Annotated in this window: 14 protein-coding genes; 5 read left to right on the forward strand and 9 right to left on the reverse strand. The window is 43.2% G+C overall.

Features of this window, described 5'->3' with window-relative positions; all coding sequences use genetic code 11:
- Positions 1–67: 67 nt before the first annotated feature.
- Positions 68–1,339, reverse strand: a complete 1,272-nt coding sequence (locus W7W_RS0109945) for an LVIVD repeat-containing protein (RefSeq protein ID WP_029510550.1) — start codon at positions 1,337–1,339, stop codon at positions 68–70.
- A gap of 151 nt (positions 1,340–1,490) precedes the next feature.
- On the opposite strand from W7W_RS0109945, the gene W7W_RS0109950 reads away from it, so the two are divergent.
- Entirely contained in the window at positions 1,491–2,060 is a 570-nt protein-coding gene (locus tag W7W_RS0109950) for a hypothetical protein (protein WP_010663623.1), read from the forward strand.
- Between the two features lie 57 nt (positions 2,061–2,117).
- Here the strand turns inward: W7W_RS0109950 and lgt are convergent, their stop codons facing one another.
- From lgt to trhO, 5 genes are all read right to left on the reverse strand, one after another.
- A complete protein-coding gene (gene lgt, locus W7W_RS0109955) occupies positions 2,118–2,933 on the reverse strand; it encodes a prolipoprotein diacylglyceryl transferase (RefSeq protein ID WP_010663624.1) in 816 nt (271 codons plus the stop codon).
- Between the two features lie 6 nt (positions 2,934–2,939).
- A complete protein-coding gene (gene secA / locus W7W_RS0109960; protein WP_010663625.1) occupies positions 2,940–6,272 on the reverse strand; it encodes a preprotein translocase subunit SecA in 3,333 nt (1,110 codons plus the stop codon).
- Positions 6,273–6,387: 115 nt separating this feature from the next.
- Positions 6,388–6,831 (reverse strand): hypothetical protein, encoded by a 444-nt coding sequence (locus tag W7W_RS0109965; protein WP_010663626.1) that lies wholly within the window; start codon positions 6,829–6,831, stop codon positions 6,388–6,390.
- A gap of 826 nt (positions 6,832–7,657) precedes the next feature.
- Positions 7,658–8,689 carry a tRNA dihydrouridine synthase gene (locus W7W_RS0109980; protein WP_010663629.1) on the reverse strand — a complete coding sequence of 344 codons (1,032 nt, stop codon included), beginning with the start codon at positions 8,687–8,689 and terminating at the stop codon, positions 7,658–7,660.
- Between the two features lie 68 nt (positions 8,690–8,757).
- Complete coding sequence (gene trhO, locus W7W_RS0109985; protein WP_010663630.1) at positions 8,758–9,753, reverse strand: oxygen-dependent tRNA uridine(34) hydroxylase TrhO; 996 nt, start codon at positions 9,751–9,753, stop codon at positions 8,758–8,760.
- 187 nt (positions 9,754–9,940) lie between these two features.
- On the opposite strand from trhO, the gene W7W_RS0109990 reads away from it, so the two are divergent.
- Positions 9,941–10,942: a glycoside hydrolase family 43 protein gene (locus tag W7W_RS0109990; RefSeq protein ID WP_010663631.1), complete on the forward strand. Its 1,002-nt coding sequence runs from the start codon at positions 9,941–9,943 to the stop codon at positions 10,940–10,942.
- 345 nt (positions 10,943–11,287) lie between these two features.
- Positions 11,288–12,301 carry a cellulase family glycosylhydrolase gene (locus W7W_RS22000; protein WP_148660910.1) on the forward strand — a complete coding sequence of 338 codons (1,014 nt, stop codon included), beginning with the start codon at positions 11,288–11,290 and terminating at the stop codon, positions 12,299–12,301.
- A gap of 137 nt (positions 12,302–12,438) precedes the next feature.
- Here W7W_RS22000 and W7W_RS0110000 read toward each other — a convergent pair whose 3' ends face one another.
- Positions 12,439–13,677, reverse strand: coding sequence for an MFS transporter (locus W7W_RS0110000; protein WP_010663633.1), 1,239 nt, complete (start codon positions 13,675–13,677; stop codon positions 12,439–12,441).
- A 206-nt stretch (positions 13,678–13,883) separates the two neighbouring features.
- Between W7W_RS0110000 and W7W_RS0110005 the strand changes: the two genes are divergently transcribed.
- Entirely contained in the window at positions 13,884–14,678 is a 795-nt protein-coding gene (locus W7W_RS0110005; RefSeq protein ID WP_010663634.1) for an META domain-containing protein, read from the forward strand.
- A 21-nt stretch (positions 14,679–14,699) separates the two neighbouring features.
- On the opposite strand, the gene W7W_RS0110010 is transcribed toward W7W_RS0110005, so the two are convergent.
- Positions 14,700–15,371: a Crp/Fnr family transcriptional regulator gene (locus W7W_RS0110010; RefSeq protein ID WP_010663635.1), complete on the reverse strand. Its 672-nt coding sequence runs from the start codon at positions 15,369–15,371 to the stop codon at positions 14,700–14,702.
- A gap of 330 nt (positions 15,372–15,701) precedes the next feature.
- A complete protein-coding gene (locus W7W_RS0110015) occupies positions 15,702–16,085 on the reverse strand; it encodes a GNAT family N-acetyltransferase (RefSeq protein WP_202947200.1) in 384 nt (127 codons plus the stop codon).
- Between the two features lie 364 nt (positions 16,086–16,449).
- Between W7W_RS0110015 and W7W_RS0110025 the strand changes: the two genes are divergently transcribed.
- Positions 16,450–17,328 carry an ATP-binding protein gene (locus W7W_RS0110025; protein ID WP_010663637.1) on the forward strand — a complete coding sequence of 293 codons (879 nt, stop codon included), beginning with the start codon at positions 16,450–16,452 and terminating at the stop codon, positions 17,326–17,328.
- Positions 17,329–17,382 lie beyond the last annotated feature (54 nt).

Raw genomic sequence — 17,382 nt, forward strand, 5'->3', positions numbered from 1 at the left:
AACTGCGAAAGAAAAAAGACACCATTCTTTTGCAGTTCCGCAGCTAAGGCGATAATTGTTGGTACAATTAATTATCATAAACTGGTATATAGCTCAGTCTTTGAATATCCTCCAGCGATGAGTAATCGTACTGGTACAATCCATCCTCTCCTATCACCAATAAAACTTCGCCCAGGGGTATCACGTCATAGGCATCAATATCTTTGTAATGAGCAATCATATTCTCATCAATGGCATAAGGATCGTTGGCATAATAAATTTTGAGTCCTGCTTTTCCGTCACAAAGAAATAGCACCTCATTTTCAATCCCCAACCCATAAGGTTCTGTCATCGGGTAAGTCTCCAATAACTCCGGATATTCAATGACTGAAATATCGATTACCTCCAGTTGACTTTCGATGGCACCACAGAGGTTTCCTCCTCTGAGGGTAACATAAGCATAATCTCCCTCCACTACTACCGGATCGCAAGCTGACGCATGTCTAAATTGCGAAATAAACTGAGGACTGGAGGGATCCTGTAAACTATAAACAAACATTCCCGAACGGGCGCCTATAAAAAGCATCTGATTGTATGGGAACAGGGTTTCGATTTCCCAGCTTACAGGAATCCGCTTGTTGTATTCAGGGTTGGCGGGTTCTGATACATCAAACAAATTCAAAGAGGCTTTATCGATGGCATATAAATAATCGCCAAAGACCGTAAAACGGGCCATTGAACCTCCCTGACCTGTTCCTGTGTTACTGACATTGTTGGACAAGGCACCATCCATCATAAAAAAAGAAGACTCCCAACGGGGAAATTGTCGATACGCTTCCCCGCCATCTGATACATCTTGGGTTTTCTCGGTTACTTTATACCCTGTAACCACTCCTCTGCTTTGGTCAATTTCTCCAAGAATCCCCAATTCATACTCAGGGATGATGTATGGAAAAACATTGGTATCCCGATCCACCTCCATAATATTGTTCATATCGCTGATATCGATGGTCAGCAGATCAATGTAACTGTCGGCATAGAGTTTATCACCTTTTATAGCCATATCCACATTGCCCGGTATTTCTATAAAAGACAAAACTTCAGGATTGGAGGGATCAGCATTGTTAACCACATGGATTCCTTTCTGATATTCGTTGATAAAGATAAAATCGTCTTTAAAATAAAACTTGCCGGGTTGCCGGATGGCTTCTGCACTTTTTAGGGCAAAAGAAGAGCGCAAATCCTCATAACTAAGATACTCAGGGGTATTCACCGTGTAGGTTTCTTCAATCTGGTCACTACAGGAAGAAAAGCCGGCGATAAGAACCAATGACAATAGAAGAATGGAAACTTTTTTCATGATGTTTAATTTTTGGGTGTTTAGTATAAGAATAGATTTTTCATAAATGCTGTTGTTTATCAGATGCATAAAAAAGAAAAAGGTTGCTTTCAATAATTTTCTCTACGCAACTAAACAGGAAAAAACCCATCTTTACTGAAAACCCAAAGAAATGAGAACAACAATTACCATTTTGCTGCTGATATCGACTTTTTGCAGTCTGGCTCAGGAAAAAGAAAAAACAATTAATGAAGATCAGAAAGAATATACCCTTTTCACCTCTTTCGGTCAGTTTATTGGCTCATCTGCGGATGAAAAAGGAAGTATTAGTTCATTTCGGATTGCACCGGCACTTAGATTGGGTGATCACTGGGCTGTTGGATTAACCACCGGAGTAGAATGGTTTGATGTACCTCTTTTACCCGTAGGCCCTGATATCAAATATTTTTTTCCTTCAAAAGACAATGGCGGGTTTTTCCTGCAGGGCGCATTGGGTCACTCATTTCCTCTTGAAGATGCAAGCCTGGAATACGCAGAAGTTTTGGAGACCAAGGGCGGCTTTTTTACCCAATATCATTTGGGGTATTTAATTCCACTAAAAGGAAAAAACAAACTGTTGTTCTCTGTGGGCTATCATTATCAGGTATCCGGACATGTGCAGGAACATTGGATATACAGAGAGCTGGAGAGAAAAATAAAATACAACCGGTTTTCGGTGAGAATCGGCGTGGCAATTTTCTAAAACAACAATGGCGACTGAAAATCAGCCGCCATTGTTGTTTTTAATGTCCTTTCCCGATTATTGTCTCTGAACAGGACCTCTTTTGATGGCCTTTTGCACATAGTACAAACCGGCAACCACAAAAGGAATACTCAATATTTGCCCCATATTTATGGCCATTCCTGCTTCAAAAGTTTCCTGATCTGCTTTCACAAATTCAATGATAAAGCGTGAAGCAAAAACACCTATCAGAAAAACTCCGAAGAGAAGCCCCTGACGTAGCCTTGCATTGGTTTTCCAATACAAAAACATCAAATAGACAAATGTACCAAGATACGCAAGGGCTTCATATATTTGAGTTGGATGCCTAAGCGTAACTATTTCCTGGCCGTCAACTCGCTGGAACCAAAAAGCCCAGGGTACATCGGTAACCCGACCCACAATTTCGGAATTCATAAGGTTTCCCAGTCTGATAAATACCGCAGCTAAAGCGACCGGCACCACCAGACGGTCAAGAATCCAGAGCATCGGTTTTTTGGAAACTTTTTTGGAATAGTAATAGATAGCTACCAATATTCCGATGGCTCCGCCGTGACTGGCCAGACCGCCATGCCAGATGGCAAGAATCTCTCCCGGATGCTGAGAGTAATAGTCCCATCCGTAAAAAAAGACATGCCCCAGACGTGCTCCGACAACGGTGGCTACCACCACATAAATGAAGAGTTTGTCGAGCCATTTTTCGGGAATATCTTCCCGCTTAAACATTCGCTCAATGATGTAGTAGCCCGACAAAAAAGCCAGGGCAAAAAGCAGTCCGTAATAACGTACGGTCAACGGTCCCATAGAGAAAATCTCAGGATCGGGGTTCCAGCTAATATAATTCAGTAAAAACATAGACCTTTATTTTCCGTGACATTGTTTGTATTTCTTACCACTTCCACAAGGACAGGGATCGTTACGTCCCACCTTCTTTTCCACACGTACCGGCTCTGCCTTGGGCTTTTCTTTCTGCGCTCCTCCAGGCTGTCCACCTCTTGACGCACCCCCGGGTGCTCCCACTCCGGGCATTTCATCTTTCTGCATTTTCAGACGTCCCATATCGCTGCGTTTGCGTTCTTCAGCTTGTTTCACCTGACTGGCATCCCTGATTGGGATGTGTGCCTTGGCAAGAGAAGCCACCACTTTTCGGTTGTTCTCCCCAATCATTGTCTTGAAAAGATTGAACGACTCAAACTTATAAATCAACAGCGGATCTTTTTGTTCATACGAAGCATTCTGTACCGCCTGCTTCAGGTCGTCCAGTTCTCTAAGGTGCTCTTTCCAGGCTTCATCAATGGTAAGCAGCAACATGGCCTTAGAGAATGATTTGGCCAGATCGGCACCCTCTGTTTCGTAGGCTTTTTTGAGATTGGTGGTAATCTGGAAGACACGCTGTCCATCGGAAATGGGAACCACGATGTTTTCGTAAACTTCTCCTTTATTCTCAAAAACATCTTTGATTACAGGATAAGCCTGACGAGCAATGGTTTCCATCTTACGCTGATAATTGTCCCATACTTTTGTATGTAATTTATCTGCCAGCTCTTCCACCTTGGTTTTCATAAACTCCTCCTGTTTAAACGGAGAATCGGTGGAGAAAGTACGTATCAACTCAGTATTGAATCCTTCAAAATCATTGGTTCCCTGATATTCGGTGACCAATTCCTCACAGGTATCCAGCATCATATTGGAGATATCCACCTGAATACGTTCCCCGTACAGAGCATGCTTACGTTTGGTATAAATCACCTCACGCTGTGAGTTCATCACATCATCATATTCCAGCAGACGCTTACGAATACCAAAGTTGTTCTCTTCCACTTTCTTCTGCGCCCGCTCAATACTCTTGGTAATCATACTGTGCTGAATCACCTCTCCGTCCTGGATTCCCATACGGTCCATATATTTCACAATACGATCGGAACCAAACAGACGCATCAGATTGTCTTCGAGCGAGACAAAAAACTGAGAAGAACCCGGGTCACCCTGACGACCGGCACGACCACGTAACTGACGGTCCACACGGCGTGATTCGTGACGCTCAGTACCCACAATGGCCAAACCACCAGATTCTTTCACCTCTTTGGAAAGTTTGATATCGGTACCACGACCGGCCATGTTGGTAGCAATGGTTACTACACCCTCCTTACCTGCATCGGCCACAATTTCGGCCTCCCGTTGGTGCTGTTTGGCGTTCAGGACATTGTGCTTAATGCCACGAATTTTAAGCATCCGGCTAAGTAACTCCGATACCTCCACCGAAGTAGTACCAACGAGTACCGGTCTGCCGGCTTTTACAAGCCCGGAAATTTCCTCGATAACGGCATTGTATTTCTCCCGAGTGGTTTTATACACCAAATCCTCATGATCTTTTCGGGTAATTGGCCGATTGGTGGGAATAACCACAACATCGAGTTCATAAATATCCCAGAATTCACCAGCTTCCGTCTCTGCGGTACCGGTCATACCCGCGAGCTTGTTGTACATCCGGAAATAATTCTGGAGTGTAATGGTGGCATAGGTCTGTGTGGACGCTTCAACTTTAACCCTTTCTTTAGCTTCAATAGCCTGGTGCAAACCGTCGGAGTAGCGACGCCCCTCCATAATACGGCCGGTCTGCTCATCCACAATTTTAACCTTGTTGTCCATCACCACATATTCCACATCCTTCTCGAACATGGCGTATGCTTTAAGCAACTGATTTACGGTATGAACGCGCTCCGATTTGACAGCATAATTCTGAAGCAATTCATCCTTTTTTTCCACCCTGTCCTCTTCTTTCAGAGATTCATCTTTATCCAGGGCAGCCACTTCAGAACCAATATCCGGTAGCACAAAGAAATTGGCATCATCGCTGGTTCCGGTAATCAAATCGATTCCCATATCGGTCATTTCCACCGAATTGGTTTTCTCATCAATTACAAAATAAAGAGGATCGGTCACCACATGCATGTTTTTATTGTTCTCCTGCATGTAGAAGTTCTCAGTCTTAAGCATTCGGGCTTTCATTCCCTGCTCACTCAGAAACTTAATGATGGCCTTATTTTTAGGAAGTCCCTTGTAGGCACGAAGCAACAGCAGGGCGCCCTCGTCCTGCACTTTGGAATCTTCAGATTTGAGTTTCTGCTTAGCCTCAGCCAGTATTTTGGTCACCAAGGCACGCTGTGTCTCGAAAAGTTTTTCCACTTTGGGACGATATTCCATGAAGAGTTCGTCTGTCCCTTTGTTGGGCACGGGACCTGAAATGATCAGGGGAGTACGTGCATCGTCAATCAATACGGAGTCCACCTCATCCACGATGGCATAGTTGTGCTTGCGCTGCACGAGGTCTTTGGGGGAAACAGCCATATTGTCACGAAGGTAATCAAAACCAAACTCATTGTTGGTTCCGTAGGTGACATCTGCTTTGTAAGCAGCTCGGCGTGCTTCCGAGTTGGGCTGATGTTTGTCAATACAATCCACACTCAATCCATGGAACATAAATATGGGCCCCATCCATTCGGAGTCACGCTTGGCCAGGTAATCGTTCACCGTTACCAGATGTACGCCTCTTCCGGTCAGTGCATTCAAAAACACCGGCAGGGTTGCCACCAGGGTTTTTCCCTCACCTGTGGCCATCTCTGCTATTTTACCCTGATGCAAAACAACACCACCAAACAGCTGCACATCGTAATGCACCATATCCCAGGTGATTTCGTTACCACCGGCCTGCCAAGTATTGTGGAAGATGGCATTTTCACCCTCTATCTCCACGAAATCATGTTTGGCAGCAAGGTCGCGGTCGAAGTCGGTTGCCGTTACTGTCACTGTTTCGTTTTCTTTGAATCGCTTTGCGGTTTCTTTTACTACCGCAAAAGCTTCGGGCAGAATTTCATCCAGTGTTCCCTTTAGTTTTTCGGTAATTTCGTCCTCCAGCTTATCAATCTGGTCATAAATATCCTCGCGCTCATTGATGCCCATTTTTTGGGTATCGGCCTTTTCCTTGAGCTCATCAATTTGCTTTTGCTCGTCACTCACTTTTTCATCCAGGCGGGCTTTAAGATCCAGCGTGCGTTGACGCAGTTCATCATTGGAGAGTTTCTCTATTTCCGGAGAAACGCTTTTTATTTGTTCGACAACAGGCATCACCAGTTTCTGGTCACGTGTAAATTTACTGCCAAACAACTTGGTCATTATCTGATTAAATGCAGACATATATTTTTAACAATTAATGTTTTACAAATTGAAATAAAACTTCCGTACTCTGCAGAATTGGTGCCAAATATTTTCAAGCTCCAACTCTGATGGCGGAAGTATCGGGAATAAAGAATCAAGCCACAGAAGGTCCTGCCCGTATCTCAAGAGAAGGAAAAGTTACAGAATTCCGGGTTTCCGGCTTTTGCCTGAGGTATTTTTCATCCTGAAAATCTGTCAGCCACACCTCTGAGCCGCAACGTTGTGGAAGTGTAAATAAAACCGCATCGGGTAAAATCTCCGGAAGAACGGAAATACCTGACAATGCAGAAATATTAACAGTAGAAAAAACGGGCAAAGATTCTTTGTCATCACCTGACAGAACAGAGGACTTGGAAATCTTCAAAAAATAGTGTTTCCCCTTACCCTCCGTGAGGGCTTTAACAACCTCTTCGGCAGAGATGTTCTTCTCCGGACTGTCAGGCCATTCCTCATAAGGCTGACATGCACCTACAGCTACATAAACCGTAAGTGTTACCCCAAGCAGGGTCAAACATCCTATTTCAGAATAGTTTCGCACAAATATCTTTTTCTCCGTTTCGGCCCGTAAAGATGTTAAAAGTTTTGCAATTTTCAGGGATATTCGGGGAATTTTTACATTGGAGGGTTAGGGTTAAACCACAGAAGACACATAAGGATTTGAATCATATGAGGTTTTTATCGGAGTTGAAAGAGAGTGAACAAGGTTTTAAGGCAGAAGGCAGAAGTTGGTGGAATTTACCCGAATCGCGGAGAATTAACAGATTTGTGGAAAATATCGTGAATACACCAGGTATTCGCAGGAGAGCAAAGAAAGGACGGGGCTAAAAGAATCAAAATATGGGCCTCGCCTCCCAGGTATGGAGAACTCCAATCTCCCCATTGACAGGTATAGCGTATTCCGATCCGCCATTAGACCGCAGATCGTCTTTGGCTCTGCCGCTTTGCCCAGCAAAAATTCCCCTGAATTATGAGAACAGCGGATTGGAGCTCAGCTTTGTTGCTTTGCTTGTTAAAGAATCCGCCTCACCCGGAAGCCTTCATTGCTGAAGGCCGGCCAGCAACTCTACCGATCTTTCGCCGCTCTTGGGTTTGGTAAGCTGTTAAAAGACGCAAGACAATTGCCTCACCACAACAGACATAGCTGACTCTAATCCCCCATTGACAGGTATGGCGGATTCCGATCCGCCATCTTGTAAAAAGGATTAGCCTCTGCTCTGCTGTTTTGCTTGTCAAGGAATCCCTTGCATTAAAAAAAACAGCGGATCGGAATCCGCCGCACCTGATTTCCACATATATAATCTCTAACGGATTGGCCCCGGCTCTGCCGCTTTCTTCAGAAAGAATCCACCGCACTTGGGTGACCTTCATTTGACGGTCGGCTCCATGCTCTGCGCTCCATGCGCTTTGCCTCTCTCCACCACCCTTCGGGCCTCTTCAAAACTATTGGTCTCCATTAATTCCTTACGCAACCCGGCTGCCCCACGAAAATCGGAAATATAGATTTTAAAAAACCGCTTTAGAATTGGAAATGGCCGGTTATTACCCCATGCTGCTTCATAAAGTTGAAGATGCCTTAAAAGGGTATCCATTCTTTTTTCAACATCAACGTCCTGAAGTGTGGATTGAAACATCCATGGGTTCCTAAAAATTCCACGACCTATCATCACACCATCGGTTTTAAAAAGGCTACAACGTTCATGGAGGTCGTCAAGCGAAAAAACATCTCCATTGCCAATCAAAGGCACACCAGGGACCAACTCATCTCTTATGACTGAAGCTTTGGCGATTTCGTTCCAGTCGGCTGCACCTTCCGACATCTGCTTTTGTATGCGCCCATGCAGAATGACACCATCCAGAGGCTGACGAAAAAGAAAATTCATCCAGCGTTCCGTATCCACCTTTTTGAGGCCTATACGCGTCTTGACACTTAGCGGAAGAGAGGTGGCTTCACGTGTAGCCTGTATTATTTCTGCTGCCAGAGATTCGTTGTCAATCAAAGCCGAGCAACTGCCGTGGGTAACCACGTTGCGCACGGGGCAACCCATATTGATATCAATCCCGTCAAAATCGTAATTCTCGTCAAGATACTTTACGGCTTCCAGATATTTTTCCGGCTTATTGCCCCATATCTGTGCAACAATCTTCACCCCTTTTTCTTTGAGCAGTTGCCGTTCTGTTTCCGACACCACCAATCGCTGGGCAACATTGTCGCGTCCCTGAGGATGACACAATCCGTCGGTAGAGGTAAACTCAGTAAAAATCACATCCAAATTGCCCGGCTGGGTGTTGTGCAGCACCAGCTCACGAAAGGCTGTATCGGTGACATCCTCCATGGGTGCCAGCATTACCAGTGGGCGTTTGGCTGTTTTCCAGAAATTACTTTTAGTATTGGGCATATTGTTTAATCATAATTCTACCATTGTTTCGCCGCTCTGCAGCTTAATATTAAATGAGTACGCTCGCTTTAATTCTGAACCTTAGCCTTAGTCTCAACCTCATCCTGTCGAACCGAACCACGAACCTCTGAATGCGTAAACTCCTGATAACACTCGTTGCTACAGCAACCTGCATATTTCTCCGCACATTCATCGCACTGAATAACCAGTTTGTGACAGGGATCGTACGCACAATTCACATGTGTATCACATGGTTTGCCACACTGATGACAATGGCTGATGACATCTTCAGTAATCCGTTCTCCCAGTCTGTCGTCAAAGACAAAATTCTTTCCTATAAATTGAGATGGCAATCCTGCCTTTTTAATCTCATGGGTATATGCAATCACCCCGCCATGCAGTTGGTTTACATCCAAAAAACCATGATGGCGCATCCAGGCACTGGCCTTTTCGCAGCGGACCCCACCGGTGCAGTAAAGCAAAATTTTCCTGTCTTTCTGCTCCTGAAGTTGCTCAACCACCAGCTCCACTTCCTCCCGGAAAGTTCTAACTTCAGGACAGATGGCGCTCTCGAAATGTCCAACCTCGCTTTCGTAACTGTTGCGCATATCCACCACAATCACATCGTCCTGTTGGACCAGATTGTGAAACTCCATAGGAGAAAGTCGCGTTCCCACATTGGTCACATCGAATACCTTATCTTTCAATCCGTCAGCCACAATCTTGGGACGCACTTTTATTACCAGCTTCAAAAAAGATTTTCCATCATCTTCCACGGCCCATTTAAGTGGGATTTCTCTCAGCACCGCAACAGAGTCAAGGTGCGCTATAAAATCGTCAATAAAGTGTTCGGGCACACTCATCTGGGCATTAATGCCTTCGTGAGCCACATACACCCGCCCATAGCACTGCAACTGATTCCAGGCAATGTAAAGTTCGTCACGAAACTCCTGTGGGTTTTCAATTTTAAAATATTTGTAAAATGAAACGGTACGACGCTGAAATTTCTCAGCCTGCAATCGTGCTTTCAACTCTGAAGGCCCTAATCGATTATACAATAACATTATCTATCCTTTTTTGAAGCTTAAACAATGGGCAAAGATAAAAACTTTTATTATTTAGGATAAAGTTGTCTTATTTAAAAATCTCTTCTACACTCCTCCAGCAATAACCATTTATCCTCCTGTTTTATTTGAAAAAGATGTTATTTCGTTATTGGAAAAAATTGAAACTAATTCTTAAAAAAACAATATGAAAAAACTATTTCCGCTTTTGATGTTGATTGTTGTATTCGGCAGTTGTCAAACCAAATCAGGAAACTCCACCCCAAAGAATTCAGATAAAGGAGAAATCAAATACAGTGGGAATCCACTCTTTGAGGAACCTTTCACCGCCGATCCATCAGTGCTGGTTCATAACGATACATTGTATCTGTTTACTGGCAGCGATGAGCAAGCCGAAGGAGTTGATGGATTTCTCATGAACAAATGGTACATATTCTCTACTACGGATATGGTGAACTGGACCAATCACGGTTCCAAATTATCGGTAGATGATTTTGAATGGGGTTCACACAATGCGTTTGCCGGAGACATCGTAGAAAACAATGGCAGATTTTGGTGGTATGTTCCCATCGTACATAAAGATCCGGCAACCAGGGTAAACGAGGGTTTTGCTATGGGGGTTGCGGTAGCTGATCATCCCACAGGCCCTTATCACGATCCGGTAGGCGAAGCACTTATTATGGACACCACGACCAATTCCATTCCTCTCAATATAGATCCGATCGTTTTTGTAGATGACGACGGGGAGGTTTACTTCTTTTGGGGCTCCTGGAATGAAGTGCGCATGGTAAAACTTAAAGAAAACATGATGGAACTGGATGGGCTGGTTCAAAACGTAGAAGGATTGACCAACTTCTTTGAAGCGCCTTATGTCCATAAACGTGGTGACACCTATTACATGAGCTATGCTGCAGGTTATCCTTCCCGAACGGAATATGCAACCAGCAAAAGCATCACAGGTCCATGGGACCATCAGGGTGTCATTCACGACACCATCCCCAACTCGCCAACCAACCACCAGGCCATCGTGAACTTTAAAGGAAATGATTATTTCATTTACCACACTGCCGGATTGGAAAACGGAGGTCCCTTTCGTCGTAGCATTTGCATCGACAAACTGGAATATGATGAAAACGGCATGATTAAAAAGGTGGTCAGGACAGAAAAAGGAGTTCCGATGATTGAATAAGTAAAAATTAGCCGGTAGTTTTTAGTGAAGCAGTCAGTAGTTTAGATTTCAGTTCTTACACATAAAAAGATTGTCCAAAAAGTTACTGTATTTTTCGCATGAGCGCTTTGAGCCCTAGAATATCGCTCAAAAGGAGATATTTCAATACGTTGCCAATGACAGATTTATGGTTTAGGCTTCGACACAATTAGAATTTAGCCACAGCAGTAGTGATGCATGAACAAAAATGGCATCACTGCTTCTGTGGCTTTATTTTTATTCTCATAAAAAACAATTCCCTGCAAAGTATGCCATTATTGACATTTGAAAAACAATGGATTTAATTTTTTCTCCTATTTTCGCAATATGAAGAAAAAACGCACCACCATACTCATTTTCCTGGCCATTGCCATGATTCTCTATTTCACCAATTCAGAATCGACGATGACGGTTAATGGCAGACACCTGTTTGATGCCAACGGAGAACAGGTTGTGCTCAGGGGTGTGAATGAGATGTTTATCTGGTCGGATGATCCTACCGGAGATACACTGATGACTGAAATTGCTCAAACGGGTGCCAACTCAGTCCGCATTGTATGGCTTAGCAATGAAGATGATTCCATCGCTACGGCAGAGAATCTTGATAAGGTAATTCAGAATGCCATTAATAATGGAATGTTCCCCATGCCTGAACTCCACGGGGCTACGGGTGATTTTGAAAAATTACAAAGTCAGGTTGATTATTGGCTGAAACCCAAAATTGTCAAAGTTCTCCGGAAACATGAGCCCTATTTGTTATTGAATATTGCCAACGAATGTGGTGGACACGATGTGAAAGCACCTGAATTTCTGGAAGGTTACAAAACAGCAATCTCACGAATCAGGAAAACCGGTCTCCGTTGTCCACTGGTCATCGATGCCTCCGGATGGGGACAGGATATTGACATTCTCATGGAAACCGGTCCGGAACTTCTTAAACACGATCCCGAAACCAATTTGCTTTTCTCTGTCCATATCTGGTGGCCTGCAGATCATGGATCTACAGAAAGAATAAAAACAGGACTGCAAAAAGCGGTGGATATGGATCTCCCATTGATTGTAGGTGAATTTGCTCCTATGGGCGTTGGGTGTAAAGAATGGATTGATTACGAAACCATCATGAAAGAATGTCAAAAGCACCAAATCGGTTGGCTGGCGTGGTCGTGGGGAGATGTCCGCAATGGAGATTGTTCGCTGATGGACATGACCCGCGGCGAAAAACGCGGCACCTATGAAGGATTGACCGACTGGGGGCTTGAAGCAACTGTCACCCTCCCAATGAGTATTCAAAACACCTCGGTAAGGACAGAGTTTTTGAAAGATAAGATGAGTGGAAATTAGTCAGTAGCTTCTAGTCAGTCTTGGAATTTCCGAATCCACATGGCAATAACACCCATTAACCAAAGGAAAAAGACACGGCAATAATGATATTTTTTTAAGTCCCCCCGATGGGGATTCAGAGGGTTTTCCAACTGGCTTTACTTCTTGCAATCAATTTTGTAAATAAACCAAACCGATATCAGCGAAAAAAAGAGAAATATCCCAACAAAAGTGGTGAAGCCCAGTTGGTCAATAATCCATCCTCCCAACAATGGGAAAAGCACCGGCAAAACATTTCCTGCGCCGGTGATGCCCGCATACAGAACCCGGTTTTCTTTTCCTGATACTTCGAGTAACACTCCATTCATAGTAATGTTGAAAAGAGAAAAAACAACTCCGCCAATCAGGAATACAAAATATAGTGAAGACAAATCTTTACTAAGCAGTGTTAGTACTGCCATCAAAACTGATAACACCACATTTCCATAAAGCATGTAATTGTAACGCATCTTCTTGGCCACTGCGGCTACCACGAGACTGACCACCACCATTCCTATTACTTTATACAACAGAAAATCACCCGTGGAGCCACTTCCGGCATTTAGATAATCTTTTCCGTACAGCACAACAAAAGGCAGGAAAGAGACTGAAATACCCTGCGTGTTGATAAATCCCAAAAAATGCACCAGCCTTTTGTTCTCTTTCATCTCCCTACGCATAACCGAAAAGAAGTTGAAAGTTCCTTTGATCCGGAGTCTGGAGGCAATCTCCTCTCTGATTGACCAAAACCCAATGGATGCCAGCAACAGGAAAAATCCACCGGACAAAAACATGTAGGCATAATTTACAGGATAACTTTCAGAAGCAAGTACCTGCCGGGCCACATAGGCCGAAATGAGCACAATAGCTCCGGACAAAACCTGCCGGGCAGAAAAAAAACTCTTTCGCTTCTCTTCCAGCAAAGATTTGCCGATGATATCCATATAACTGACATTGGCAAAGGAGCCCCCCAAAGCAAATACTGAAATAAAGAAGAAAATCAGCCATAAAACCCAATTAGCATCACCGGCCTGCATAAAAAAGATTATCCCTCCCAGAGCTCCGATAGAAAGAATTCTGGAATTAATCCCCAGCAATAAAAACTTCTTCTTAAATGGCTGATTGCTGATGTATGGAGCAAAAAATAACTGGGCAAAACGGGTTCCTCCCAACAAGATAGCAGTCATTATCCCCACATGAAGAGAGGTTCCACCCGACTCAATCAGCATGGCCGGCAAAACCGTATCCACATCCATGAAATTTTTTGCAAAGGCCAGCAGAGATGCATGCCACAAAAAAGCATAAAAGTTTCGTTGTGAAGATGCCGGAGAGATGGTTTCGGACCGGGAAGCGCTCATTGATTCTTTTTTTCGATTTATTACTCTGAGTATTGGTTAACAAAACGTTTGACCGGTTTATTTGTTTTAACGTAATTAAGAAGGTATTTTTAACAGACGATTGTTTAAAAATTAATCATTAAAAGCAACCATTTTAAAATTACAAGTCTTACATTCGTAAACAACCCCTGTTTGCACAAACCATTGTTTTTTTAAAACGCAAAATTATGAAAATCTCAAAACTATTGCTTTTTGCCACTGTTTCCGTATTGACTTATACCAATTGCTCTCATAAAACCTCAGGGAAAATTTCTTCAGATAATCCGACCAGGGATGAAACTAAAGACATCAGCGGAGTCTATGCAGGCCTGCTTCCCTGTGCCGACTGCCCCGGGATAGAAACAACCCTGACCATCAACCCTGATAATTCATTCGAAATTTCACAGGTTTACATTGACCGGGACAGTGTCCCATTTATCTCCTCTGGCCAAATAACAAAAGGAGACAAAGATAACATCTGGGTATTTAAAAACAGGTACAACGAAACTTTTTACCAATTTGAAGACTCTGTAATGATTATGCTCAACAAGGATAAGGAACGCATCAAGGGGCTATTGGAAGAGCATTATATCCTGAAGAAAAAGGAAGATGATCTAAAAAATGATTTGATGGTGACACTTACGGGCAAAAAATGGATCTTAACAAAAATAGAAGGGCTGGATACCCTCCCTGAAATTGAAGCCCGCGAACCACACCTCATTTTCGATGCCGAAGAACAGCGCATTCACGGATTTGCCGGATGCAACTCTTTTTTTGGGCAATTTCAGTTCAACGCAGATGACAAAGTAAGTTTTAAAAACATTGCTTCTACCAAAATGTACTGTGCGCACACAATGGATTTGGAAACAGCTTTTCTCAAAGCCCTTAATGATTGCAAGGAATTATCCATCACCGGCAATAAAATGGAATTACAAAACGTAGAAGGGCAGACCATTGCAGTTTTCGAAGGCTTAGACTTGTAGCCATCTGTGCATTTTGGGAGATCACTCGTTATCTTCCAACAAAGCTTCACGGTCGATAATGGTCACAGCCCTGCCATTGGCCTCGATAATCCCCCTATGGTGAAGATCCCTTAAGGTGCGGCTAAGGGAAGGCCGTGCAACTCCAAAGAGTTCTGCCAATTCTTCCTGACTCCTGGGAATATTGATTTTACCGTTTTGTTGCTGATTACGATCCAGTTCCATGAGGTAATGGGCCAGCTTACCCTTGAGGGTCTTAAAAGAAAGGAAACGCAGTTTGCCGGAAATAAACTGAGCCCGGTTGGATACTGCGTTCAGAAAATTGGTCAGAAACACCTCACTGATCTGCATGAGTGTCACTACCGATGGTTTGGGGATTACGATGAGTTCAGTGTATTCGGTTGCACTGACTGTAACAGGATAACGGTTGTTTTGCCCAAACAAAAATGCCACAGCCAATGGCCGTGGTGGGGGAATGTCTTCAATTTTCAACACCCGTCCGGAATAATCAATCATCTCTCCCTTCACATTTCCTTTAAATACAATTTGTAACGAACGGCACTCCTCTCCCGCCGATGCAATCAGTTCACCTTTGGCATAACTGCGAACCTGATATACAATCCGAGAAAAGATTTTTTTTATCTCTTCTTCTGTTAATCCTGAAAAAAGAGGCGATTTGGATAGTAATTGATACATTTATTAGTGAATAGTTTTTAGTTTTTAGAAAATAGTTGATGACTACAAGGGATGGTTAGATTTTTTGAGGTTAGTGACCAACAGTCAGAAGTTTAAGAGGCAGAAGGCAGAAGAATAAATATTGACCCAAAAGCCATCTTCCAACAGTCTAAAGAAAGTTTTGCCTGATAAGCAAAGACCTAACTGCATGCTATAATATTTTGATATAAGACAACTTACAACTCGAGTTATATAATAGAAAAAATCGTATAACATTGACATTCAATTTTTATCAAAACATTCGTTTAAACTTAAAGAATAAATCTCCACAATCTTAAATTAGCAGTATAATCACTTCTTTACCTCGAATACAGATCCTATCTTTTGAAACCCGACTTTTTCGTAATATGCATCCACATCGGACATCACATATACTGTCTGCCCCGGATACTCATCCATCAGGCACCCCATTAGTTTTCTTCCGATTTCATTACCCCGGTAAGCAGGTTTTACCAACAGATCGCACACATAAATATAGAAGCCGCAATCATCCAGCGACCTGGAATAGCCACATAAAACATCGTTTTGATAAGCCACAAAAGTAATTGAGTTACCCAAAGCAAATTTATACCTCTCTGCCATTTTATCATCTGCATAATCCCAACCCTCTTCGTCTTTAATCATTTGCATCAGTTCCGGTTCATCTATATCCTGCTGATATCTTTTTATTTCCAAATCATTCTTTTTCACAAACATACAGAACTTTAATCTCTTAATATTTCGAACAACAATTAAATGCTTGAAAAAAACCTGCCTCCCTGAACAACAAAATGAATCTTCAAAGCCCTGGTATTGAAATCCCAGGCATCAGCAGGTATCATGCCTATGACGTTAAAGCTCCATAGGAGCGACCCATATTATAATCCTGGAATTTATTCCAGGGGATTCCAGTGATAACAAACAAAGCCCCGACAACAAAGCAGACCTCCCTTTGCAAAAAAAACATACAAAAAAACACTCAAATGTAACAAATGTTACAAACAAAGGAGTGAAATGTCCTTTTATTTGCATCAGAAAACAGAAATAACAGACAAAGAATATGATCAGAGAAGTTGTAAAAATAGATGAAGAGTTGTGCGATGGTTGCGGTAATTGCATCCCCAACTGCCACGAGGGAGCATTGCAAATGATTGACGGAAAAGCCCGCCTGGTTAGTGACCTTTTATGCGACGGGCTTGGTGCCTGCATCGGTCATTGTCCGCAGGGAGCTATCACCATTGAAAAGCGTGAGGCTGAACCCTACGACGAAGTGAAAGCCCTTCAGCTTATTATCCCCAAAGGGAAAAATACGGTTGTAGCGCATCTAAAGCACTTAAGAGATCACAACGAAACAAAATACATGAAAGAGGCGGTGGAATATATGAGGGCAAATAAACCCTCACTCCCATTCGACTTGAATGAAGTCATTCGGGAAATGCACCGTCCAAAAATCGGTATGATGCAACAGGCAGCGGCACCGGGATGCCCGGGATCACAATCAAGAACCATTTCAAGAGAACCGGTTCAACCATCTGCCTCCTCTACCGAGCAGACCCCATCGGAATTGCGTCAATGGCCGGTACAAATGCACCTGATCAATCCTGCCGCGGGATATTTTAAGGGAAGCGACATGGTTTTAGCTGCTGATTGCGTGGCCTTTGCAATGGGAAATTTCCATAGTAAATTGCTTAAAGGAAAAACACTGGCAATTGCCTGTCCAAAACTTGATCAGGGGATGGAAATATATATGGAAAAAATTACCAGGCTTATCAATGAGGCAAGGATCAATACACTAACAGTTGTGATGATGGAAGTCCCCTGTTGCGGCGGTTTACTTCAAATTGTGCAACGGGCAGCGACACAGGCTTCACGAAAAGTTCCCATTAAAATGATGGTGATATCTGTGGAAGGAGAAGTTCTGAAAGAAGAGTGGGTGTGAAACAATGATCAGTTATCAAGGATCAATTATCAATGATCAGTTATCAATGATCAA

It is taken from the genome of Marinilabilia salmonicolor JCM 21150 (assembly GCF_000259075.1).
Classification (GTDB): domain Bacteria; phylum Bacteroidota; class Bacteroidia; order Bacteroidales; family Marinilabiliaceae; genus Marinilabilia; species Marinilabilia salmonicolor.